General features: G+C 61.7%; 15 protein-coding genes and 4 tRNA genes. All 19 read right to left on the bottom strand.

Translation table 11 applies throughout. The annotated features are described in order from the left end of the window. Window positions 1–151: 151 nt before the first annotated feature. A complete protein-coding gene (rpsJ, locus tag CFB89_RS01310; RefSeq protein WP_004199280.1) occupies window positions 152–463 on the bottom strand; it encodes a 30S ribosomal protein S10 in 312 nt (103 codons plus the stop codon). A gap of 283 nt (window positions 464–746) precedes the next feature. Next, window positions 747–1,937 (bottom strand): elongation factor Tu, encoded by a 1,191-nt coding sequence (gene tuf, locus CFB89_RS01305; RefSeq protein WP_011350666.1) that lies wholly within the window; start codon window positions 1,935–1,937, stop codon window positions 747–749. A 42-nt stretch (window positions 1,938–1,979) separates the two neighbouring features. Then, window positions 1,980–4,082, bottom strand: coding sequence for an elongation factor G (gene fusA, locus CFB89_RS01300; RefSeq protein WP_044849034.1), 2,103 nt, complete (start codon window positions 4,080–4,082; stop codon window positions 1,980–1,982). Window positions 4,083–4,205: 123 nt separating this feature from the next. Next, on the bottom strand, window positions 4,206–4,676 hold the full coding sequence (gene rpsG / locus CFB89_RS01295; RefSeq protein WP_006477195.1) for a 30S ribosomal protein S7: 471 nt from the start codon (window positions 4,674–4,676) through the stop codon (window positions 4,206–4,208). Between the two features lie 172 nt (window positions 4,677–4,848). Then, window positions 4,849–5,229, bottom strand: coding sequence for a 30S ribosomal protein S12 (rpsL, locus tag CFB89_RS01290; protein ID WP_006400662.1), 381 nt, complete (start codon window positions 5,227–5,229; stop codon window positions 4,849–4,851). A 226-nt stretch (window positions 5,230–5,455) separates the two neighbouring features. Continuing rightward, complete coding sequence (gene recQ, locus CFB89_RS01280; protein ID WP_089466457.1) at window positions 5,456–7,303, bottom strand: DNA helicase RecQ; 1,848 nt, start codon at window positions 7,301–7,303, stop codon at window positions 5,456–5,458. A 277-nt stretch (window positions 7,304–7,580) separates the two neighbouring features. Continuing rightward, window positions 7,581–11,822, bottom strand: a complete 4,242-nt coding sequence (gene rpoC / locus CFB89_RS01275) for a DNA-directed RNA polymerase subunit beta' (protein ID WP_089466456.1) — start codon at window positions 11,820–11,822, stop codon at window positions 7,581–7,583. Between the two features lie 21 nt (window positions 11,823–11,843). After that, complete coding sequence (gene rpoB, locus CFB89_RS01270) at window positions 11,844–15,950, bottom strand: DNA-directed RNA polymerase subunit beta (RefSeq protein WP_089466455.1); 4,107 nt, start codon at window positions 15,948–15,950, stop codon at window positions 11,844–11,846. A gap of 381 nt (window positions 15,951–16,331) precedes the next feature. Continuing rightward, a complete protein-coding gene (gene rplL / locus CFB89_RS01265) occupies window positions 16,332–16,706 on the bottom strand; it encodes a 50S ribosomal protein L7/L12 (RefSeq protein ID WP_006477198.1) in 375 nt (124 codons plus the stop codon). Window positions 16,707–16,769: 63 nt separating this feature from the next. Then, window positions 16,770–17,267: a 50S ribosomal protein L10 gene (gene rplJ, locus CFB89_RS01260; RefSeq protein WP_011546647.1), complete on the bottom strand. Its 498-nt coding sequence runs from the start codon at window positions 17,265–17,267 to the stop codon at window positions 16,770–16,772. 308 nt (window positions 17,268–17,575) lie between these two features. After that, window positions 17,576–18,274, bottom strand: a complete 699-nt coding sequence (gene rplA / locus CFB89_RS01255; RefSeq protein WP_006482906.1) for a 50S ribosomal protein L1 — start codon at window positions 18,272–18,274, stop codon at window positions 17,576–17,578. Beyond that, the gene (gene rplK, locus CFB89_RS01250; RefSeq protein ID WP_006477201.1) at window positions 18,275–18,706 is read right to left on the bottom strand and encodes a 50S ribosomal protein L11; all 432 of its coding nucleotides are present in this window, start codon (window positions 18,704–18,706) and stop codon (window positions 18,275–18,277) included. It abuts the gene before it with no gap. A gap of 141 nt (window positions 18,707–18,847) precedes the next feature. Continuing rightward, window positions 18,848–19,405, bottom strand: a complete 558-nt coding sequence (gene nusG / locus CFB89_RS01245) for a transcription termination/antitermination protein NusG (RefSeq protein WP_006400672.1) — start codon at window positions 19,403–19,405, stop codon at window positions 18,848–18,850. A gap of 1 nt (window position 19,406) precedes the next feature. Then, the gene (secE, locus tag CFB89_RS01240) at window positions 19,407–19,787 is read right to left on the bottom strand and encodes a preprotein translocase subunit SecE (RefSeq protein WP_006482892.1); all 381 of its coding nucleotides are present in this window, start codon (window positions 19,785–19,787) and stop codon (window positions 19,407–19,409) included. Window positions 19,788–19,829: 42 nt separating this feature from the next. After that, window positions 19,830–19,905 (bottom strand) — tRNA-Trp (locus CFB89_RS01235). A 59-nt stretch (window positions 19,906–19,964) separates the two neighbouring features. Continuing rightward, window positions 19,965–21,155, bottom strand: a complete 1,191-nt coding sequence (tuf, locus tag CFB89_RS01230) for an elongation factor Tu (protein ID WP_089466454.1) — start codon at window positions 21,153–21,155, stop codon at window positions 19,965–19,967. Window positions 21,156–21,221: 66 nt separating this feature from the next. Beyond that, window positions 21,222–21,296 (bottom strand) — tRNA-Thr (locus CFB89_RS01225). Window positions 21,297–21,318: 22 nt separating this feature from the next. After that, a tRNA-Gly gene (locus tag CFB89_RS01220) sits at window positions 21,319–21,392 on the bottom strand. 43 nt (window positions 21,393–21,435) lie between these two features. Then, window positions 21,436–21,521 (bottom strand) — tRNA-Tyr (locus CFB89_RS01215). Between the last annotated feature and the right edge of the window lie 1,852 nt (window positions 21,522–23,373).

Below are 23,373 nucleotides of genomic sequence, written 5' to 3'. Positions count from 1 at the left end.
GTCGGGGCTGATTTACAAAATGCCGGGCACGCAAGGCCCAACTTTTTTACGCGAATACGCGAAAAGCCAAGCAGTATAGCCCGACTTCTCGATTTCCGCAAGCAATACAAAGACTTAGCGCCGCCCGGCATGCCGATCGGCGCTGGAAGCCTTACTGCAGCTTGATTTCCACGTCGACGCCAGCCGGCAGGTCGAGCTTCATCAGCGCGTCGACGGTCTTGTCCGTCGGATCGACGATGTCCATCAGGCGCTGGTGGGTGCGGATTTCAAGCTGATCGCGCGACGTCTTGTTGACGTGCGGCGAACGCAGGATGTCAAAACGCTGAATGCGCGTCGGCAGCGGCACCGGGCCACGGACGATTGCGCCAGTCCGCTTCGCGGTATCGACGATTTCGGCAGCCGATTGATCGATCAGACGATAGTCGAATGCCTTCAGGCGAATGCGGATTTTTTGTTGCTGCATGACAATTCCTTGGAAAGAGCGAGGCGATGTTGCATCGCCGGACACTAAAAGAACGTGAAACATGACACCAGCGGGGAGCGAGCATCAGGTTCCGGACAGTACTTCCACTGCTAAGCCCGCGATTCTACACGAAAATTCGCTGTGGTGGGCGTTTGTCAATAGAGCGATTCGCACACCACAAAGAAAAACCGGGTGCCAGATCGAACTGGACACCCGGTTTCTACGGTACACAACTGCTTACCGCGGAATCGCGGACCCCGAGGGGATCCGCGGATCGCCGATATTACTCGATGATCTTGGCGACGACGCCGGCGCCGACCGTACGGCCGCCTTCGCGGATCGCGAAGCGCAGACCTTCTTCCATCGCGATCGGAGCGATCAGCTTCACCGTGATCGACACGTTGTCGCCCGGCATCACCATTTCCTTGTCCTTCGGCAGCTCGATCGAGCCCGTCACGTCCGTCGTACGGAAGTAGAACTGCGGACGGTAGTTGTTGAAGAACGGCGTGTGACGGCCGCCTTCGTCCTTGCTCAGCACGTACACTTCAGCCGTGAAGTGCGTGTGCGGCGTGATCGAACCCGGCTTCGCCAGAACCTGGCCACGCTCCACGTCTTCACGCTTCGTGCCGCGCAGCAGGATACCCACGTTGTCGCCCGCTTGACCTTGGTCCAGCAGCTTGCGGAACATTTCAACGCCCGTGCAGGTCGTCTTCACCGTCGGCTTGATACCGACGATTTCGATTTCCTCGCCGACCTTCACGATGCCGCGCTCGACACGACCCGTCACCACCGTACCGCGGCCCGAGATCGAGAACACGTCTTCCACCGGCATCAGGAACGCACCGTCAACCGCACGCTCCGGCGTCGGGATGTACGTGTCCAGCGCGTCGGCCAGGCTCATGATCGCCACTTCGCCCAGCTCGCCCGTGTCGCCTTCCAGCGCCAGCTTGGCCGAACCCTTCACGATCGGCGTGTCGTCGCCCGGGAAGTCGTACTTCGACAGCAGTTCGCGAACTTCCATCTCGACCAGCTCGAGCAGTTCAGCGTCGTCCACCATGTCGCACTTGTTCAGGAACACGATGATGTACGGAACGCCAACCTGACGCGCCAGCAGGATGTGCTCACGCGTTTGCGGCATCGGGCCGTCTGCTGCCGAGCAAACCAGGATCGCGCCGTCCATCTGCGCTGCGCCCGTGATCATGTTCTTCACATAGTCAGCGTGGCCCGGGCAGTCGACGTGTGCGTAGTGGCGGTTAGCCGTTTCGTACTCGACGTGCGCCGTGTTGATCGTGATGCCGCGCGCCTTTTCTTCCGGTGCCGCGTCGATCTGGTCGTACGCCTTCGCTTCCCCGCCGAACTTCTTCGTCAGAACCGTCGTGATCGCTGCCGTCAGCGTCGTCTTGCCGTGGTCAACGTGACCAATCGTACCAACGTTCACGTGCGGCTTGGTCCGCTCAAATTTACCTTTTGCCATGATTCTCTTCTTTCAAAAAATAATCGATTGGTAGCTACAGATTTACTTCGACTTCGCGCTGATGATCGCTTCGGCCACGTTGCGCGGAGCTTCAGCGTAGTGCTTGAACTCCATCGTGTACGTTGCACGACCTTGCGTCAGCGAGCGCAGCGACGTCGAGTAGCCGAACATTTCCGACAGCGGTACTTCGGCGCGCACGATCTTGCCGCCGCCAACCATGTCTTCCATGCCCTGGACGATACCGCGACGGCCCGACAGGTCGCCCATCACGTTGCCCATGTAGTCTTCCGGCGTCTCGACTTCGACAGCCATCATCGGCTCGAGGACGACCGGGTTCGCCTTGCGCATCGCTTCCTTGAACGCCATCGAACCGGCCATGCGGAACGCGTTTTCGTTCGAGTCAACGTCGTGGTACGAACCGAACGTCAGGTGAACCTTCACGTCGACGACCGGGAAGCCAGCCAGCACGCCCGACTTCAGCGTGTCCTGGATACCCTTGTCGACCGCCGGGATGTATTCACGCGGAATCACACCACCCTTGATCTCGTCGAAGAACTCGTAGCCCTTGCCTTGTTCGTTCGGCTCAAGCGTGATGACCGCGTGACCGTACTGGCCGCGACCACCCGACTGCTTGACGAACTTGCCGTCGACATCCTTCGCCGTCGAACGGATCGTTTCGCGGTACGCAACCTGCGGCTTGCCGACGGTCGCTTCCACGCCGAATTCACGCTTCATCCGGTCGACCAGAATTTCGAGGTGGAGCTCGCCCATGCCCGAAATGATGGTCTGGCCCGACTCTTCGTCGGTCTGCACGCGGAACGACGGGTCTTCCTGAGCCAGACGGTTCAGTGCGAGGCCCATCTTTTCCTGGTCAGCCTTGGTCTTCGGCTCGACTGCCTGCGAAATCACCGGCTCCGGGAACACCATGCGTTCGAGAACGATCGGGTTCGCCGGGTCGCACAGCGTGTCACCCGTGGTCGCTTCCTTCAGGCCGACCGCTGCGGCGATGTCGCCTGCGCGGACTTCCTTGATTTCTTCACGCTGGTTCGCGTGCATCTGCAGAATCCGGCCGAGGCGTTCCTTCTTGCCCTTGGTCGAGTTCAGCAGCGTGTCGCCCGAGTTGACGACGCCCGAGTACACACGGAAGAAGATCAGCTGGCCGACGAACGGGTCGGTCATGATCTTGAACGCGAGCGACGAGAACTTCTCTTCGTCCGACGCCTTGCGCTCTGCTTCTTCGCCGTTTTCGAGTTCGCCCTTGACCGGCGGGATGTCGACCGGCGACGGCAGGAAGTCGATCACGGCGTCGAGCATACGCTGCACGCCCTTGTTCTTGAACGCGGTACCGCACAGCATCGGCTGGATTTCGCACGCGATCGTACGATCACGCAGCGCCTTGACGATGTCGGCTTCCGGCAGATCGCCTTCTTCCAGGTACTTGTTCATCAGGTCTTCGCTGGCTTCGGCAGCCACTTCGACCATCTTTTCGCGCCATTCCTTGCAGGTCTCCGCGAGCTCGGCCGGGATGTCGACGTAGTCGAACTTCGTGCCTTGCGACGCTTCGTCCCAAATGATCGCCTTCATCTTGATCAGGTCGACCACGCCCTTGAAGTTTTCTTCCGAGCCGATCGGCACCACGACCGGAACCGGGTTCGCCTTCAGGCGCAGACGGAGCTGGTCGTAGACCTTGAAGAAGTTCGCGCCGGTACGGTCCATCTTGTTGACGAACGCGAGACGCGGCACCTTGTACTTGTTCGCCTGGCGCCACACCGTTTCCGACTGCGGCTGCACGCCGCCCACTGCGCAGTACACCATGCACGCGCCGTCGAGCACGCGCATCGAACGCTCCACTTCGATCGTGAAGTCGACGTGGCCCGGGGTGTCGATGATGTTGATGCGGTGTTCCGGATAGTTGCCGCCCATGCCCTTCCAGAAGGCCGTGGTAGCAGCGGACGTGATCGTGATGCCACGTTCCTGTTCCTGCTCCATCCAGTCCATCGTGGCTGCGCCGTCGTGGACTTCACCGATCTTGTGGTTCACACCGGTGTAAAACAGAATGCGCTCGGTCGTCGTCGTCTTGCCGGCGTCGATGTGAGCGCTAATACCGATATTGCGGTAGCGCTCGATAGGAGTCTTGCGAGCCACTTTGATCCTCTACTGGGATGACGTGATGCAGCCCTGCCGCATCACGCCTCAACACAAACGGGCGAGGCGCCTGAAAAGCGCACCCGCCCGGAATTTATTTCCGCAAACAGCCCAGCCAGGCGCTTAGAAACGGAAATGCGAGAACGCGCGGTTGGCTTCTGCCATGCGGTGAACTTCGTCGCGCTTCTTCATCGCGCCGCCACGGCCTTCGGCCGCTTCGGAGAGTTCACCTGCCAGGCGCAGGGCCATCGACTTCTCGCTGCGCTTCTTCGCAGCCTCGCGCAGCCAGCGCATCGCCAATGCCATACGACGCGACGGGCGCACTTCGACCGGAACTTGATAGTTGGCACCACCAACGCGACGGCTCTTCACTTCGACCACCGGCTTCACGTTGTTGAGCGCAACCGTGAACACTTCCAGCGGGTCCTTGCCACCCTTGGTCTGGATTTGTTCGAATGCGCCATAAACGATGCGCTCTGCGACCGACTTCTTGCCGGACAGCATCAGCATGTTCATGAACTTGGCAACATCAACGTTACCGAACTTCGGATCCGGCAACACTTCCCGCTTGGGGACTTCGCGACGACGCGGCATGATTCTTCCTTTACTTGTTCAGTTGGAGCTGAATTCAGCTCCGCGGCCACCAACAAACCCGATCACATCTTCACGACTAACCAGCTTGGCCGGGTGACCACTTACTCGACAGCACCGGCAATCCGGCACTCCCGCCTTGACCGCCCTGCGGCGATCCCTGATCAAAAACTGCTTACTTGGCAGCCTTTGCACGCTTCGCGCCGTACTTCGAACGCGCTTGCTTACGGTCCTTGACGCCCTGGGTATCCAGCGAGCCGCGAACCATGTGGTAACGCACACCCGGCAAGTCCTTCACACGGCCGCCGCGGATCAGCACAACCGAGTGTTCCTGCAGGTTGTGGCCTTCACCGCCGATGTACGAAATCACTTCGAAGCCGTTCGTCAGACGAACCTTGGCGACCTTACGGAGTGCCGAGTTCGGCTTCTTCGGCGTCGTCGTGTACACACGGGTGCACACGCCGCGACGCTGGGGGCAGTCCTGCAGGGCCGGGCTCTTGCTCTTCGTCGTTTCCGACTGACGGCCTTTGCGAACCAGTTGGTTGATGGTTGGCATTGTTTATTCCTGAAATTGAACAAAATCTGCACGCCGATTTCGGGCAAAGCGAGAATCGACGCACAGTTGACTTCCGAACCGGCGAATCGGGTGCGAACTGTCGAACGCGACTCGGCCCACCGAATACCGGAACCCGGCATGATATTCCGGAAATACCAACTAAGTCAACGGCTTGCGTGATTTTCCGGGCGACCGGGTGGTTTACAGCAGGGGTCGGAACGCTGTGTCAGGCCGATTCGACGACGTCGATGATCTCGTCGCCGAAGCGCTCGAGCTTGCGCACGCCCATGCCGGGGATGTGGCGCAGGTCGTCGATCGTCTCCGGCGCGTTGCGCGCGATTTCGGCGAGCGTCGCGTCGTGGAAGATCACGTAGGCCGGCACGCCGTCCGTCTTCGCGGTTTCCGCGCGCCACGCGCGCAGCGCATCCCACCGTGCGCGCTCGCGGGCGCCCATGCCGGCCGTCGGGTCGACACGCGTGCCGCTGCGGCTCGACGACTGGCGCGTGCGCTGCGGCTTCACGTAGCGGCGCAGCGTGACCTTTTCCTCGTTCTTCAGCACCGGCTTCGCGGCCTCGGTGAGCACCAGCGCGCCGAAGCCGCCATGATCGACGGCAAGGTAGCCGTACGCGACCAGCTGCCGGAAAATCGCGCGCCACTCGGGCTCGGACAGCGCCGCGCCGATACCGAACGTGCTCAACTGGTCGTGGCCGCGCTGCAGCACCTTCTCGGTGCGGCCGCCGCGCAGGATCTCGATCAGATGGCTCGCGCCGAAGTTGAAGCCGCTCGCGCGCTGCGCGCGGAACACGCACGACAGCGCCATCTGCGCCTCGCGCGTCGCGTCCCATGAATCGGGCGGCTCGAGGCACGTGTCGCAGTTGCCGCACGGCTGGCTCGCCTCGCCGAAGTAGTTCAGCAGCCGTACGCGGCGGCACGAGATCGTCTCGCACAGCCCGAGCAGCGCGTCGAGCTTCGACGTCTGCACGCGTTTGTGCGCGTCGTCCGCGTCCGACTCGTCGATCATCTTGCGCTGCTGGACGACGTCGCCGAGGCCATACGCCATCCACGCGTTCGCCGGCATCCCGTCGCGGCCCGCCCGGCCGGTTTCCTGGTAGTAGCCTTCGACGCTCTTCGGCAAATCGAGGTGCGCGACGAAGCGCACGTCGGGCTTGTCGATGCCCATGCCGAATGCGATCGTCGCGCACATCACGATGCCTTCCTCGCGCTGGAACATTTCCTGGTGCTTCTGCCGCACCTCGAACTCCATGCCCGCGTGATACGGCAACGCGCGCACGCCCTGCGCCTTCAGCCATTCGGCCGTTTCCTCGACCTTGCGGCGCGACAGGCAATAGACGACGCCGGCATCCGTCGTGCCGTCTGCATTCGTGTGCTCGGCGCGGATGAAGTCGAGCAGTTGCGCGCGCGCATTGTCCTTTTCGACGATCCGGTAGCGGATGTTCGGGCGGTCGAAGCTCGACACGAACACGCGCGCGTCGTCGAGCGCGAGACGATGGATGATCTCGTCGCGCGTGATCGCATCGGCGGTGGCGGTCAGCGCGATGCGCGGCACCGACGGGAAGCGCTCGTGCAGCACCGACAGCTGGATGTATTCCGGGCGGAAATCGTGCCCCCATTGCGACACGCAGTGCGCTTCGTCGATCGCGAACAGGCCGATCTTCGCGCGCTCGAGCAGGTCGAGGAAGCGCCCCGTCATCAAGCGCTCCGGCGCGACGTACAGCAGATCGATTTCGCCCTCGCGCAGCGCGCGCTCGGTGGCCGCCGCCTCGGCGCCCGACAGCGTCGAATTCAGGTAGGCCGCGCGCACGCCGACTTCGCTCAACGCGGCGACCTGGTCCTGCATCAGCGCGATCAGCGGCGACACCACGATGCCGGCGCCCTGGCCAGCCTCGCGGCGCAGCAGCGCGGGAATCTGGTAGCACAGCGACTTGCCGCCGCCGGTCGGCATCAGCACGAGGCAATCGCCGCCGCCGGCGACGTGCTCGACGATCTCGCCCTGCTGGCCGCGAAAGGCGGAGTAACCAAAGACTTCGTCGAGTATTTCGAGGGCGCGGGACATGAATGAGACCAGGGACGGCTAAACGATGACCGCAATTTTAACAACCCGCTCGCGCGACGCGTGGCGAATCGCACGATGCTGGCCATTCGGTCAGGGTTCGTTCGCGTGCATCACGGGCCTGTCGCGGTCATGCCGAAGGCGATCGCGGCGCATGCGCCGGCGCGGCACAGGCACGTCATGCGCGTGAACGAAGGATGAAAAAAAACCGCCCGGCAGAACCGGGCGGTTTCGGTGGCAGCGATGATAGCAAGGCAACGCGGCTTGCGCCGCGCCGCGCTTACTCGGCTGCCGGGTGTTGCGGCTCTTCCGCCGGCGCGCTCGGCGTGCCGAAGTCGAATGCCTCTTCCGCTGCGATCTGGTCGAAGCGCTCGCGATCCGACGATTCCTTCGCCTTGCGTGCCTTGTGGAACGCGAGACCCGTACCGGCCGGAATCAGACGGCCGACGATCACGTTTTCCTTCAGGCCGCGCAGATCGTCGCGCTTGCCCATGATCGCCGCTTCGGTCAGCACGCGGGTCGTTTCCTGGAACGATGCCGCGGAGATGAACGAGTCGGTCGACAGCGACGCCTTCGTGATACCGAGCAGCACGTTGTCGTACGAAGCAGGACGCTTGCCCTCGGCGATCATGCGATCGTTCTCGTCCAGCATGTCGGAACGCTCGACCTGTTCGCCCGGGATGAAGCGCGTATCGCCGTTGTCGGTGATCTGCACACGACGCAGCATCTGGCGAACGATCACCTCGATGTGCTTGTCGTTGATCTTCACGCCCTGCAGACGGTACACGTCCTGCACTTCGTCGACGATGTAGCGCGACAGCGCCTCGATACCCTGCAGACGCAGGATGTCGTGCGGATCGGCCGGACCGTCCACGATCATTTCGCCCTTGTTGACGACCTGGGCATCGTGAACCAGAACCTGCTTTTCCTTCGCGATCAGGAACTCGTGCTGGTTGCCCTCGAGGTCCGTGATGACGAGACGCTGCTTGCCCTTCGTGTCCTTGCCGAACGACGTCGTACCGGTGACTTCCGCGAGAATGCCGGCATCCTTCGGCGAACGCGCTTCGAACAGTTCCGCCACCCGCGGCAGACCGCCGGTAATGTCACGCGTCTTCTGCGCTTCCGTCGGGATACGTGCGAGCACTTCACCGACCTGCACCTGCTGGCCATCCTTCACGGTGATCAGCGCGCCGACCTGGAAGCCGATCTGCACCGCGTGTTCCGTGCCCGGAATCTTCACTTCCTCGCCGTTCGCGTCGAGCAGCTTCACCTGCGGACGCACGCTCTTCGAAGCCTGCGAACCGCGGCGCTTCACGTCGATCACGACCAGCGTCGACAGGCCGGTCACGTCGTCGATCTGCTTCGCGACGGTCACGCCTTCCTCGACGTTCTCGAACTTCACCGTACCACCGTACTCGGTGATGATCGGGCGCGTCAGCGGATCCCACGTGGCGAGCTGCGTGCCGGCCTTGATCGTCGCGCCGTCGAGCTGCAGCAGCGTCGCGCCGTACGGCACTTTGTGACGCTCGCGCTCGCGACCGAAGTCGTCGGTGATCATCGCTTCGCCCGAACGCGAAATGACGATCTGCTCGCCCTTCGCGTTCGTGACGTAGCGCATCGTCGCCGTGAAGCGGACGATACCGTTGCTCTTCGCCTCGACCGACGAGGCCACTGCCGCACGCGATGCCGCACCACCGATGTGGAACGTACGCATCGTCAGCTGCGTGCCCGGTTCGCCGATCGACTGCGCCGCGATCACGCCGACGGCTTCGCCGACGTTCACGAGCGAGCCGCGGCCGAGGTCGCGGCCGTAGCAGGCCGCGCACAGGCCGTAACGCGTTTCGCAGGTCAGCGGCGTGCGCACGCGCACTTCGTCGATGCCGAGGCGTTCGATTTCCTCGACCGCCGTTTCGTCGAGCAGCGTGCCCGATTCGTACAGCGTTTCCTGCGTTTCCGGGTTCACGACGTCCGCGACCGCGACGCGGCCGAGGATACGGTCGCGCAGCGCTTCGACGACTTCACCGCCTTCGACCAGCGCCTTCATCGCCACGCCGTTCGACGTGCCGCAATCGTCTTCCACCACGACCAGATCCTGCGTGACGTCGACCAGACGACGCGTCAGGTAACCCGAGTTCGCGGTCTTCAGTGCCGTATCAGCCAGACCCTTACGTGCACCGTGGGTCGAGATGAAGTACTGCAACACGTTCAGACCTTCGCGGAAGTTCGCGGTAATCGGCGTCTCGATAATCGAGCCGTCCGGCTTCGCCATCAGGCCGCGCATACCGGCCAGCTGACGAATCTGCACCGCCGAACCCCGGGCGCCCGAGTCGGCCATCATGTAGATCGAGTTGAACGACTCCTGGCGCGTCTCGTTGCCGTCGCGGTCCGTCACCGGCTCCGTCGACAGCTGCTCCATCATCGCCTTGCCGACCGCTTCCGACGTTGCCGACCAGATGTCGACCACGTTGTTGTAGCGTTCCTGCGCGGTGACGAGACCCGACATGTACTGGCGGTCGTACTCCTTCACCTTCTTCGCGGCGTCGCCGACGATCGTTTCCTTCTGCGGCGGCACGAGCATGTCGTCCACGCAGATCGAAATGCCGGCACGCGTCGCGAGACGGAAACCCGACTGCATCAGCTGGTCGGCAAACACGACCGTCGCGCGCAGACCGCACTTGCGGAACGCCGTGTTGATCAGGCGCGAGATTTCCTTCTTCTTCAGCGGCTTGTTCAGCACCGAGAACGGCAGGCCGTGCGGCAGGATCTCCGACAGGATCGCGCGACCGACGGTCGTCGCGTACAGCGAGATCTTCGGCACGAACGGCGGCGCGCCTTCCGACTTGTCTTCGTTGTGGACCATTTCGGTGATCCGCACGTTGACGCGCGAGGCCAGCTCGACTTCCTTGTTCTCGTACGCGCGGATGACTTCCGACACGCCCGTGAACGACAGGCCTTCGCCCTTGCCGTTGACCGCTTCGCGGGTCGCGTAGTACAGACCCAGCACGATATCCTGCGACGGCACGATCGACGGATCGCCGTTGGCCGGGAACAGCACGTTGTTCGACGCGAGCATCAGCGTGCGCGCTTCCATCTGCGCTTCGAGCGACAGCGGCACGTGAACGGCCATCTGGTCACCGTCGAAGTCGGCGTTGAACGCCGCGCAGACGAGCGGGTGCAGCTGGATCGCCTTGCCTTCGATCAGCACCGGCTCGAACGCCTGGATACCGAGACGGTGCAGCGTCGGCGCACGGTTCAGCATCACCGGGTGCTCGCGGATCACCTCTTCGAGGATGTCCCACACCACCGGCGTCTGGTTCTCGACTTCCTTCTTCGCAGCCTTGATGGTCGTAGCGACGCCCATCACTTCCAGCTTGTTGAAGATGAACGGCTTGAACAGCTCGAGCGCCATCAGCTTCGGCAGGCCGCACTGGTGCAGCTTCAGCGTCGGGCCGACCACGATGACCGAACGGCCCGAGTAGTCGACGCGCTTGCCCAGCAGGTTCTGACGGAAACGACCGCCCTTGCCCTTGATCATGTCGGCGAGCGACTTCAGCGGACGCTTGTTCGCGCCCGTCATCGCCTTGCCGCGACGACCGTTGTCGAGCAGCGAGTCGACGGCTTCCTGCAGCATCCGCTTTTCGTTGCGGACGATGATTTCAGGGGCCTTCAGCTCGAGCAGGCGCTTCAACCGGTTGTTACGGTTGATCACGCGGCGATACAGGTCGTTCAGGTCCGACGTCGCGAAACGGCCGCCATCCAGCGGCACGAGCGGACGCAGTTCCGGCGGCAGCACCGGCAGCACTTCGAGGATCATCCACTCGGGCTTGATGCCCGAGCGCTGGAATGCCTCGAGGACCTTCAGGCGCTTCGCGTACTTCTTGATCTTCGCTTCCGAGCCGGTGTTCTTCAGCTCGGTGCGCAGCGTCTCGACCTGCTCGTCGATGTTGATCGCGCGCAGCAGTTCACGCACGCCTTCCGCGCCCATCTCGGCACGGAATTCGTCGCCGTATTCCTCGACCTTGTTGTAGTAATCCTCTTCGGTCATGATCTGCCGCGCCTTCAGCGGCGTCATGCCCGGTTCGATCACCACGTACGCTTCGAAGTACAGCACGCGTTCGATGTCGCGCAGCGTCATGTCGAGCACCATGCCCAGACGCGACGGCAGCGACTTCAGGAACCAGATGTGCGCGACCGGCGAGGCCAGCTCGATGTGGCCCATCCGTTCGCGACGCACCTTCGCCAGCGTCACTTCGACGCCGCACTTCTCGCAGATCACGCCGCGGTGCTTCAGGCGCTTGTACTTGCCGCACAGGCACTCGTAGTCCTTGATCGGCCCGAAGATCTTCGCGCAGAACAGACCATCGCGTTCCGGCTTGAACGTACGGTAGTTGATGGTCTCCGGCTTCTTCACTTCGCCGAACGACCACGAACGGATCTTGTCGGGCGAGGCCAGACCGATCTTGATCGCGTCGAAAACTTCTTCCTGTTGGACTTGCTTGAATAGATCGAGCAGAGCTTTCATTGCTTTCTCTCCGTAGTCCGATTAATTGCGGTCGAGATCGATATCGATACCGAGCGAGCGGATTTCCTTCACGAGCACGTTGAAGGATTCCGGCATGCCTGCATCGATCACGTGATCGCCCTTGACGAGGTTTTCGTACACCTTCGTCCGGCCGGTCACGTCGTCCGACTTCACCGTCAGCATTTCCTGCAGCACGTAGGACGCGCCGTACGCTTCGAGCGCCCACACTTCCATTTCACCGAAACGCTGGCCACCGAACTGCGCCTTACCACCCAGCGGCTGCTGCGTGACGAGCGAGTACGGGCCGGTCGAACGTGCGTGCATCTTGTCGTCGACCAAGTGGTGCAGCTTCAGGTAGTGCATGTAGCCGAGCGTCACGCGACGTTCGAACATTTCACCCGTGCGGCCGTCGTACAGGCGAACCTGGTTCTTCGACGGGTTCATGCCGAGCTGTTCGGCGATGTCGTCCGGGAACGCGAGGTTGAGCATCTTGCCCATTTCTTCCTCGGTCGCACCGTCGAACACCGGCGTCGCGAACGGCACGCCTTCGCGCAGGTTCTTCGCGAGTTCGAGGATCTCGTCGTCGGTGAAGCTTTCCAGATCTTCCTGGCGGCCCGACTCGTTGTAGATCTTCGTCAGGAACGTGCGCAGTTCCTCGATCTTCGCCTGACGCTGCAGCATTTCGCCGATACGCCAGCCGAGGCCCTTCGCGGCCCAGCCGAGGTGCACTTCCAGAACCTGACCCACGTTCATCCGCGACGGCACGCCGAGCGGGTTCAGCACGACGTCTGCCGGACGGCCGTCGGCCATGTACGGCATGTCTTCGATCGGGACGATCTTCGACACGACGCCCTTGTTACCGTGACGACCTGCCATCTTGTCGCCCGGCTGCAGACGGCGCTTCACCGCGAGGTACACCTTGACCATCTTCAGCACGCCCGGCGGCAGTTCGTCGCCTTGCGTGAGCTTCTTGCGCTTCTCTTCGAACGCGAGGTCGAACTGGTGACGCTTCTCTTCGATCGAGTTCTTGATCGCTTCGAGCGACGCCGCTGCCTCGTCGTCCGCCAGGCGGATGTCGAACCAGTGGTAGTGGTCGAGGTCTTCCAGGTAAGCCTGGTCGATCTTCGTGCCCTTCGCGAGCTTCTTCGGACCGCCGTTCGCGACCTTGCCCACGAGCATGCGCGCGAGACGCTGGAACGCGTCGCCTTCCACGATGCGCAGCTGGTCGTTCAGGTCGAGACGGTAGCGCTTCAGCTCGTCGTCGATGATCTGTTGCGCACGCTTGTCGCGCTGGATGCCTTCACGCGTGAACACCTGGACGTCGATCACGGTGCCGCTCATGCCCGACGGCACGCGCAGCGACGTGTCCTTCACGTCCGAAGCCTTCTCGCCGAAGATCGCGCGCAGCAGCTTCTCTTCCGGCGTCAGCTGGGTCTCGCCCTTCGGCGTGACCTTGCCGACCAGCACGTCGCCTGCTTCGACTTCAGCACCGATGTACACGATGCCCGATTCGTCGAGACGGCCGAGCTGGACTTCCGCCAGGTTCGAGATGTCGCGCGTGATTTCTTCCGGCCCGAGCTTCGTGTCGCGTGCGACGACGTTCAGCTCTTCGATGTGAATCGACGTGTAGCGATCGTCCGCGACCACCTTCTCCGAGATCAGGATCGAATCCTCGAAGTTGTAGCCGTTCCACGGCATGAACGCGATCAGCATGTTCTGGCCGAGCGCGAGCTCGCCCAGGTCCGTCGAGGCGCCGTCGGCCAGCACGTCGCCGCGCGAGACCTTGTCGCCCATCTTCACGATCGGACGCTGGTTGATGTTCGTGTTCTGGTTCGAACGCGTGTACTTGATCAGGTTGTAGATGTCGACACCGACTTCACCCGCGACCGCTTCGTCGTCGTTCACGCGAATCACGATACGGCCTGCGTCGACGTAGTCGACCACACCGCCGCGGAACGCCTGGACCGTCGTACCCGAGTCGACCGCGCAGGTGCGCTCGATGCCCGTACCGACGACCGGCTTTTCCGGACGCAGACACGGCACGGCCTGACGCTGCATGTTCGAACCCATCAGTGCACGGTTCGCGTCATCGTGCTCGAGGAACGGAATCAGCGAGGCTGCCACCGACACGATCTGCGACGGCGCGACGTCCATGTACTGGATACGATCCGGCGTGACCATCATCGTTTCGCCGGCTTCGCGCGACGACACGAGTTCGTCGATCAGCTGGCCGTTCTCGTCGATCGCGGCGTTCGCCTGCGCGATCATGTAGCGGCCTTCCTCGATCGCCGACAGGTAGTCGATCTGGTCGGTCACCTTGCTGTCCACGACCTTGCGGTACGGCGTCTCGAGGAAGCCGTACTCGTTCAGGTGCGCGTACAGCGCGAGCGAGTTGATCAGGCCGATGTTCGGACCTTCCGGCGTTTCGATCGGGCACACGCGACCGTAGTGGGTCGGGTGCACGTCACGAACTTCGAAGCCTGCGCGCTCGCGCGTCAGACCGCCCGGGCCCAGTGCGGAAACACGGCGCTTGTGCGTGATTTCCGACAGCGGGTTGGTCTGGTCCATGAACTGCGACAGCTGCGACGAACCGAAGAACTCGCGGATCGCCGACGAAATCGGCTTCGAGTTGATCAGGTCGTGCGGCATCAGGTTTTCGCTTTCGGCCTGGCCGAGGCGTTCCTTGACCGCGCGCTCGACACGCACGAGACCCGCGCGGAACTGGTTTTCCGCCAGTTCGCCGACGCAACGCACGCGACGGTTGCCGAGGTGGTCGATGTCGTCCACTTCGCCCTTGCCGTTGCGCAGCTCGACGAGGATCTTGATCGTCGCGAGGATGTCGTCGTCCTGCAGCGTCATCGGGCCGACGATCTCGTCGCGGCCGACGCGGCGGTTGAACTTCATGCGGCCGACCTTCGACAGGTCGTACGCTTCTTCGCTGTAGAACAGACGGTTGAACAGCGCCTCGACCGCTTCTTCGGTCGGCGGCTCGCCCGGACGCATCATGCGGTAGATCGCGATGCGCGCGGCCGTCTTGTCGGTCGTTTCGTCGACACGCAGCGTCGACGAGATGTACGGGCCCTGGTCCAGATCGTTCGTGTAGAGCGTCTGGATGTCCTTGATGCCCGCTTCGCGCAGCTTCTCGAGCACGCTTTCCGTGACTTCGTCGTTCGCGCTCGCGATCACTTCGCCGGTGTCGCCGTCGACGACGTTCTTCGCCAGCACGCGGCCGAGCAGGTAGTCTTCCGGCACCGAGATGAACTTGGTCTTCGCGGCTTCGAGGTCGCGAATGTGCTTCGCGTTGATCCGCTTGTCCTTCTGGACGATGACCTTGCCATCACGATCCGTGATGTCGAAGCGCGCGACTTCGCCACGCAGACGCTCGGGCACGAACTCGAGTTGCGCGCCTTCGTCCATCAGCGTGAAGTTGTCGAACACGAAGAAGTTCGCGAGGATCTGTTCCGGCGTCAGGCCGATGGCCTTCAGCAGGATCGTGACCGGCATCTTGCGGCGACGGTCGACGCGGAAGTACAGAATGTCCTTCGGATCGAATTCGAAGTCGAGCCACGAGCCGCGGTACGGAATGATCCGTGCCGAGAACAGCAACTTGCCCGAGCTGTGCGTCTTGCCCTTGTCGTGTTCGAAGAACACGCCCGGCGAACGGTGCAGCTGCGAGACGATGACACGCTCGGTGCCGTTGATGACGAACGAGCCCGTCGGCGTCATGAGCGGAATTTCGCCCATGTACACTTCCTGCTCCTTCACTTCCTTGACGACCGGCTTGTTCGGCGATTCCTTGTCGAGGATGACGAGGCGGACCTTCGCGCGCAGCGCGGAGCAGTACGTCAGGCCCCGCTGCTGGCATTCCTTGATGTTGAATGCCGGCGAGGACAGCGCATAGCTCACGAACTCGAGGCGCGCGAAACCGTTGTGCGAAACAATGGGAAATACCGATGTGAACGCGGCCTGCAAACCCTCAGGCTTACGTTGCGTCGCGGGCACATCGGCTTGCAGAAACGTGCTGAATGATTCAAGCTGGGTAGCCAGCAAGAACGGAACTTGGTGAACGATGGGGCGCTTCGCGAAACTCTTGCGAATGCGCTTCTTCTCGGTGAAGGAATATTGCATACGATCTCCGAATCACGGCGGGTGCTATCGAGGCGGAATACCTGGACGTTTCAAACCCGAGTGTTCACCGACTGAGACCCGATGGCCGTTCGACGGCTTGAACGAGCCGAGAAGCTTGGTGGTTGGCCGCTACCAACCGCTGGCTGACGGCAGCGGATGCCTGTGTTGCCCGCTACCCGACCAAACTTGCCTTCTGCAGTCGCTTCAGAAGACAAAGAGAACCGCCAATCGTGAGTGACTCACCACAACGACCAGGCGGTTTTCTTTGGCTTCTGGGGCCGATTATTCGGGCTCCCGAATGAGTGCCAGAATAACGTCCCCACAAAGCACAAAAAGGCCGGCGGTGAAAATACCGCCAGCCTTCGCACAGCGCGCCGAAACTTACTTGACTTCGACCTTCGCGCCAGCTTCTTCCAGCTTCTTCTTGGCTTCTTCAGCAGCAGCCTTGTCGACGCCTTCCTTGACGGGCTTCGGTGCACCGTCAACCAGGTCCTTCGCTTCCTTCAGGCCCAGGCCCGTCAGTTCGCGAACGGCCTTGATGACCGACACCTTGTTGGCGCCGGCTTCAGCCAGGACGACCGTGAATTCGGTCTTCTCTTCTGCTGCAGCAGCTGCGCCGCCGCCTGCCGGGCCAGCGACTGCCACTGCAGCTGCCGACACGCCAAACTTCTCTTCGAACGCCTTGACCAGTTCGTTCAGTTCCAGAACGGTCATCCCTTCGACTGCTGCCAGGATGTCTTCTTTTGCGATTGCCATTTGAAATACTCCTAAATTGAATTCGGATACAGCCAGCGATCAGTAACGCTGATGCACGTTCGCTTACGCAGCTTCCGCTTGCTTCTTCTCGGCCAGCGCGGCGAGAGCACGCGCGAAGCCCGAAACAGGCGATTGCATAACGAACAGCAGCTTCGAGAGCAGTTCTTCGCGGCTCGGGATGCTTGCCAGCGCTTGCACGCCAGCCTTGTCCATCACCTTGCCATCGAACGAACCAGCCTTGATGACCAACTTTTCATTGCTCTTGCTGAAGTCGTTGACGACCTTGGCAGCAGCAATGGCATCTTCCGAGATGCCGTAGATCAGGGGACCAGTCATCTGCTCTGCCAGCGGAGCAAAAGGCGTACCTTCGACGGCGCGACGCGCCAGCGTGTTCTTCAACACGCGCAGGTAAACCTGTTGCTCACGCGCTTTCGCGCGCAGCTTGGTCAGATCGCCAACCGCAATTCCACGATACTCAGCCAGCACAACGGTCTGGGCCTTCGCGACTTGCGCGGAAACCTCAGCGACGACGGCTTGCTTGTCTTCTCTATTAAGCGGCACGGTTAGCCTCCAGAAACGATACGTTCGACGCGGCCGGTATGGCCGAAACCTCACGTACCTCGTTCAACAACGGCGTCCGACCTCGTTAGGAGTATTTCCACCTCATGCCGCGAATCGCTTCGCGGCATGCGGCTTCACCACTGCAAAACTTTTTCGGGTTCGCCATCTGCGTTGGCTTGAATTAAGGGATCGCCTGCCTGCTGCGCCCCACCAACGGTCTTTGATAACCGGTTGTTCGCCCTACTGCACGAACAACCGCCCAAAGCCCATGTAGGCCGCCTCGCGAACGAAGCGGCCCGAATACTTGCTTACTGCGCTGCCAGCGTAGCCTGGTCGACACGCACGCCGACGCCCATCGTGCTCGACAGTGCGATCTTGCGCAGGTACACGCCCTTGCTCGTTGCCGGCTTCGCCTTCTGCAGCGCTTCGATCAGCGCCGACAGGTTCGAACGCAGCGCGGTCGGCTCGAACGATGCACGGCCGATGGTCGCGTGGATGATACCGGCCTTGTCGACACGGAATTGCACCTGACCGGCCTTCGCGTTCTTGACGGCGGTTGCGACGTCCGGCGTGACCGTACCGACCTTCGGGTTCGGCATCAGGCCGCGCGGGCCGAGGATCTGGCCGAGCGTACCGACGATACGCATCGTGTCCGGCGAAGCGATCACGATGTCGAAGTCCATCTGGCCGGCCTTGATCTGCTCAGCCAGGTCTTCCATACCGACGATTTCCGCGCCTGCCGCACGTGCCTGCTCGGCCTTTTCGCCTTGCGCGAACACGGCAACGCGAACCGACTTGCCCGTACCTGCCGGCAGAACGACCGAACCACGAACGACCTGGTCCGACTTCTTCGCATCGATGCCGAGCTGGACTGCGACGTCGATCGACTCGTCGAACTTCGCGCTCGCGCATTCCTTCACGAGGCTCAGTGCGTCTTCGATCGCGTACAGCTTCTGACGGTCGACCTTGGCGGCAAATGCCTGACGGCGCTTGGAGATCTTAGCCATTTACACGCCCTCCACAGTGATACCCATCGAGCGTGCGCTACCAGCGATGGTGCGAACGGCTGCGTCCAGATCAGCTGCCGTAAGGTCCGGCATCTTGGTCTTCGCGATTTCTTCGGCTTGAGCGCGCGTGATCGAACCGACCTTGTCGGTGTGCGGCTTGCTCGAGCCCTTGTCCACCTTCGCCGCCTTCTTGATCAGGACGGTTGCCGGCGGCGTCTTCATCACGAACGTGAAGCTCTTGTCAGCGAATGCCGTGATGACCACCGGCACCGGCAGACCCGGCTCCATGCCTTGAGTCTGCGCGTTGAACGCCTTGCAGAACTCCATGATGTTCAGGCCGCGCTGGCCCAGTGCCGGACCGACCGGCGGCGACGGGTTGGCTTTACCTGCAGGGATCTGCAGCTTGATAAAGCCGATAATCTTCTTTGCCATTTGAAACCTCATTGGAACGCCGGAGAAGGCGTTCGGTGAGTGATAACGCGCTTTCGCCGCTGGCTACTGACGCTCCTCAACGGCCATGACGCGGGCCGTAAGCGCGAAGGTGGGCAGCCGAGGCTGCCCACCGAATCGGGATCAAACTTTTTCGACCTGGCCGAACTCGAGTTCGACCGGGGTAGAGCGGCCAAAAATGGTGACCGACACACGCACGCGCGATTTTTCGTAGTTGACTTCTTCGACGGTGCCGTTGAAGTCCGTGAACGGGCCTTCCTTGACACGCACCATCTCGCCGACTTCGAACAGGGTCTTCGGGCGCGGTTTTTCGACGCCTTCCTGCATCTGCGACATGATCTTCTCGACTTCCTTCGGGGAAATCGGGGTCGGGCGGTTACGCGCACCGCCGACGAAACCGGTGACCTTCGCGGTGTTCTTCACGAGGTGCCACGTTTCGTCCGTCATTTCCATTTCCACCAGCACGTAGCCGGGGAAGAAACGACGCTCGGTCACAGCCTTGTGACCACCTTTGACTTCGACCACTTCTTCGGTCGGAACTAGAATCTGACCGAATTTGTCTTGCATGCCAGCACGTTCGATGCGCTCTTGAAGCGCGCGTTGCACGCTCTTCTCCATACCGGAGTAGGCGTGCACGACGTACCAACGCTTTCCGCTCGGGGATGCCGGAGTATCGCTCATATCATTTCCAACCCAGAATCGCCGAGAAAATCACCCATTCGATCGATTTGTCACTCAACCAGAGGAAAATCGCCATCACGAGCACGAAACCGAACACGACGAGTGTGGTTTGCGTTGCTTCCTTGCGGGTGGGCCATACGACCTTCCGGACTTCCTTGTACGAATCCTTGGCAAACGCGATGAGGCTCTTGCCAGGGGCGGACATCAGCCCGACGGCCACGCCGGCGATGATACCTACCGCCAATGCGGCACCGCGGACATACCACTGCTGATTGGCCAGCCAGAAGAAGCCCACGAATCCGGCCAACACCAGCAATACGCCCAGGGCCAGCATCAGCTTATCGCCGGAGGTATTTACAGTTTCGACGGATGGATTCGCCATAACACCTTAAAACAAATGCCACGTGGGACACGTGGCGATTTTTGGCAGGGGCAGAGGGAATCGAACCCCCAACCTTCGGTTTTGGAGACCGACGCTCTGCCAGTTGAGCTATACCCCTAAACCATGCTGGGGCCGGCTGATGCCAGCCCCAAAACTGTCGATCAACGAATAACTGGCTTACTCGATGATCTTGGCGACGACGCCGGCGCCGACCGTACGGCCGCCTTCGCGGATCGCGAAGCGCAGACCTTCTTCCATCGCGATCGGAGCGATCAGCTTCACCGTGATCGACACGTTGTCGCCCGGCATCACCATTTCCTTGTCCTTCGGCAGCTCGATCGAGCCCGTCACGTCCGTCGTACGGAAGTAGAACTGCGGACGGTAGTTGTTGAAGAACGGCGTGTGACGGCCGCCTTCGTCCTTGCTCAGCACGTACACTTCAGCCGTGAAGTGCGTGTGCGGCGTGATCGAACCCGGCTTCGCCAGAACCTGGCCACGCTCCACGTCTTCACGCTTCGTGCCGCGCAGCAGGATACCCACGTTGTCGCCCGCTTGACCTTGGTCCAGCAGCTTGCGGAACATTTCAACGCCCGTGCAGGTCGTCTTCACCGTCGGCTTGATACCGACGATTTCGATTTCCTCGCCGACCTTCACGATGCCGCGCTCGACACGACCCGTCACCACCGTACCGCGGCCCGAGATCGAGAACACGTCTTCCACCGGCATCAGGAACGCACCGTCAACCGCAAGCTCCGGCGTCGGGATGTACGTGTCCAGCGCGTCGGCCAGGCTCATGATCGCCACTTCGCCCAGCTCGCCCGTGTCGCCTTCCAGCGCCAGCTTGGCCGAACCCTTCACGATCGGCGTGTCGTCGCCCGGGAAGTCGTACTTCGACAGCAGTTCGCGAACTTCCATCTCGACCAGCTCGAGCAGTTCAGCGTCGTCCACCATGTCGCACTTGTTCAGGAACACGATGATGTACGGAACGCCAACCTGACGCGCCAGCAGGATGTGCTCACGCGTTTGCGGCATCGGGCCGTCTGCTGCCGAGCAAACCAGGATCGCGCCGTCCATCTGCGCTGCGCCCGTGATCATGTTCTTCACATAGTCAGCGTGGCCCGGGCAGTCGACGTGTGCGTAGTGGCGGTTAGCCGTTTCGTACTCGACGTGCGCCGTGTTGATCGTGATGCCGCGCGCCTTTTCTTCCGGTGCCGCGTCGATCTGGTCGTACGCCTTCGCTTCCCCGCCGAACTTCTTCGTCAGAACCGTCGTGATCGCTGCCGTCAGCGTCGTCTTGCCGTGGTCAACGTGACCAATCGTACCAACGTTCACGTGCGGCTTGGTCCGCTCAAACTTTTCCTTGGCCATTTTCAACTCCCAAAAGGAATTTCACAGGTTGCGCCGCGCGCAAACAAGACACTGACTTTTTACTGCTGGTGCCCATGGGCAGGATCGAACTGCCGACCTCTCCCTTACCAAGGGAGTGCTCTACCACTGAGCCACATGGGCGCTACGCTTCAACTTAGCGGTCTGGAGCGGGTGAAGGGAATCGAACCCTCGTCGTAAGCTTGGAAGGCTTCTGCTCTACCATTGAGCTACACCCGCACGGGCCACTAACGATTCCTTGCCGCTCACTGCGCTGATATCTTGGTGGAGGAGGTTGGATTCGAACCAACGTAGGCGTAAGCCAACAGATTTACAGTCTGCCCCCTTTAGCCACTCGGGCACCCCTCCGTAGAGAACTGACGATTATGGGGGTGCATCACGCTCCTGTCAAGCACATCCGGAAGATTATTTTCACTTTCTTCCCGACTTCTGCTTCCCGCCGATCCCGCCCTCGCCCGGCTAAGGCAAGCGCGAGATGTTGCCGACCGGCGCCACATCTTCGTCAGACTCCGCCTTCAACGCCGATCTGCATCCGCGCTAAAAACGAAAGACCGCCATCATACGGCCTCTTTCGCACAATGCCAAGCGGGTAGACACAAAATTTCGGCAAATTTCGTGCCGGGCGGCTTTGATGAGCCGGCTGGCGGTTGTTTGCGGGAGGGTCGGGACGCTTCCGGCTCCGAATAAAGCGCCCTGCAGCGGAGCCGCGGATCGCCTGGCGTCGATTGCTGCGGGTCCCGCGTATGGGCAAGACCTTCACCGTTCCGGCGATTGCAGCGGGCCGGCTCCGTCATCGAATTCGGTCGCTGCTGCGTTCCTTCGCGGCTTCATCGGAACGCACGATACCGTCCGGAATTACTCTCCTACGCTAGTGCAAATCGCCGAGCGCCCGCTTGCTCTGAAACGACATTCTTCGCGGTCGCAACCGGACGCAGCAGAGCGCCGGCAAGCACCCCGGTGCCGCACGAGGCCGACCGGGACGATCCGACTTCAGGCCCTGGCTAACGGCTTCGCCACGAGGACCAAGAGGTATGCCCGGCGCCTGGGGTTCATCAACAGTTGAAGGCCGCACTCGATGCCGGGTACACGGGTTGGCGGTCGTCGTGCAGCGCGCACAACCGGTGAATCAGCACGCGCTGGTCCGGCGACGTCCCGCAGGATACATCCGGCAATTCTGCGGGCTTTGCGATGCTTGCAGCCGCTACTCGGCAACGACGTGCGCGAGGTCCGGCAGTCCCCATAACGTCGCTACCGCCGCGCCAAATGATCCTTCCGCTCGACGCCTTACGCCCCTTCGTTGAGGCCACCTAACGCCGCTCGCCGGCTTATCGCGGCAAATCCTCGGCGTACAGCCGACATCGCAACTGGTCGTGCGCCTCGCCCGCCTTGCCCAGCTGAACGCGACTATCCGCACCGGATTCGACGCAGGCACCTCTCGCCGCACCTCATGCGCCCGAAGTCGTTACAAAACCGATATGTGGCGTCAAAGCGTCGACATCCAACGTGCGCTGTCCGTGTCCGGCAATGCTCGAGCTGATGCGGGATCAAGGTCCAAACACGGCGCACCCGCGTTCACCTGTCGGAGCCCCCCCCATTCGGCGACCCGAGTACGATACGCGCCGAACGCCTCCAGGCGTCGGCGCAGACAGCACATAGTTCAAGCCGATGGGTGAATGGCAAAACCGCGTGGGCGGTGCAGCCTGTTCGCTCATCGAGGAAATTTACGCGTTAAAGGGCAGTGGACGAGCGGATGTCGAAAGGATCCGCGCCGATTTTGGTCTTGTCCGAGCCGCTATACACACGGCGCTGCCGGCCCCTTGGTCGGGTCGCTTTGATCAAAGTCAAGAGGACGAGATGGCGGACTGCAGGAAGCGGAAGGTGGGTCGCACGATCGCGCTTGACGATACGCAGCGAGGAGCCAAGAGCGGTCTTGACCGAGGATACGAGCAGTAATCGTCGGAATCGCCGGAGATGGAAGCGAGGGAGGGAGTTTGATGTTGCGATGGCTTGCGTCAGGGGCAGGCCGACGGACGTAGCCTCGGTAACGCTTCGCTGCGCGCTTTTTAGGACGCTGAAATGCAAAAACCCCCGCCTGGTCGGGCGGGGGTTCTTGGCTTAGGGAGCCTGACGATTACCTACTTTCACACGGGAATCCGCACTATCATCGGCGTAGAGTCGTTTCACGGTCCTGTTCGGGATG

It is taken from the genome of Burkholderia sp. AU16741 (assembly GCF_002223345.1).
GTDB lineage: Bacteria > Pseudomonadota > Gammaproteobacteria > Burkholderiales > Burkholderiaceae > Burkholderia > Burkholderia sola.
This window is presented reverse-complemented; position numbering and strand designations above follow the sequence as displayed.